Origin of the sequence: Streptomyces racemochromogenes (assembly GCF_044129415.1) — a bacterium.
Classification (GTDB): domain Bacteria; phylum Actinomycetota; class Actinomycetes; order Streptomycetales; family Streptomycetaceae; genus Streptomyces; species Streptomyces racemochromogenes_A.
Genome location: NZ_JBBDHD010000290.1, coordinates 1 through 1,340 on the forward strand (window position 1 = coordinate 1; position 1,340 = coordinate 1,340).

1 protein-coding gene and 1 pseudogene are annotated in these 1,340 nt (G+C 71.8%); both read left to right on the forward strand.

Going from position 1 to position 1,340, the window contains the following annotated elements:
• Positions 1–879 (forward strand): elongation factor 1-alpha C-terminal domain-related protein (locus tag WDV06_RS36860; protein ID WP_395514157.1); only part of this gene is annotated, 879 nt, incomplete at its 5' end.
• Between the two features lie 212 nt (positions 880–1,091).
• A pseudogene (locus tag WDV06_RS36865) lies at positions 1,092–1,340 on the forward strand (sulfate ABC transporter substrate-binding protein); the annotation flags it as partial.

The following is a 1,340-nucleotide window of genomic DNA, read 5'->3' on the forward strand; positions in this document are numbered from 1 at the left end:
GTCAACAAGATGGACCTCGTCGACTACCGGGAGAGCGTCTTCGCGACGATCGCCGAGGAGTTCACCGCCTACGCCTCCGAGCTGGGCGTCCCCGAGATCACCGCGATCCCGATCTCGGCCCTGGCCGGGGACAACGTGGTCGAGCCGTCGGCGAACATGGACTGGTACGGCGGCCCGACGGTGCTGGAGCACCTGGAGACGGTGCCGGTCAGCCACGACCTCACCGCCTGCCCCGCGCGTTTCCCGGTGCAGTACGTGATCCGTCCGCAGACCGCCGAGCACCCCGACTACCGCGGCTACGCCGGCCAGATCGCCTCCGGCGTGCTGCGCGTCGGCGAGGCCGTCACCGTCCTCCCGTCGGGCAGGACCTCGGTCATCGAGGGCATCGACGCGCTCGGTGAGTCCGTGGACATCGCCTGGTCCCCGCAGTCGGTGACCCTGCGGCTGAAGGACGACATCGACATCTCGCGCGGTGACCTGATCGCGCCGACCGCGAGCGCCCCGGCCACCACCCAGGACGTCGTCGCGACGGTCTGCCACGTGGCCGACCAGCCGCTGGCCGTGGGCGCGCGGGTGCTGATCAAGCACACCACGCGCACGGTCAAGGCGATCGTCAAGGAGATCCCCTCCCGGCTGACGCTGGACGACCTGTCCCAGCACCCGAACCCCGGGCAGCTGGTGGCCAACGACATCGGCCGCGTCGTCGTCCGCACCGCCGAGCCGCTCGCGCTCGACGCCTACGCCGACTCGCGCCGCACCGGCTCCTTCCTGCTGATCGACCCCGCCGACGGGACCACCCTGGCGGCGGGCATGGCGGGCGAGTCCTTCGCCTCCCAGGCCGAAGCGGTACAGGCGGACGACGAAGGCTGGGACTTCTAGGTCATGCGGACCGACATGTACACCAGCTTCGCCAAGGAGGGCGGCCGCGTGGGCAGCGGTGCCCTCGGCAGCGGCCAGGGAGGAGTGGCGCGATGTGCGCGATGACGTACGCGCACCTCCTGCGCACCTCCTGCGAGCCGTACCCGCCCCCGCCCCACAGACGAAGACCCGCGCCGTAACCCCCAGACGGCGCGTCGAGAGGAAGTCCTCCCGTGCCTGCCACCGGTAACACCCGCAAGAACCTGCGCCGCGGCCTCGCCGCCGTCGCCGCCCTGCCGCTGCTGATCGGCGGCCTCGCCTCCTGCGGCTACGGCTCCCAGGCCGAGAAGACCGCCGACAAGGACGCCCGGCCGGCCGCCGCCGAGGCCGGCAAGGCGCTCTCCACGTCCGAGGTCCGTATCGGGTACTTCCCGAACCTGACCCACGCCACCGCCCTGGTCGGCCTCCAGGAAGGCCTGATC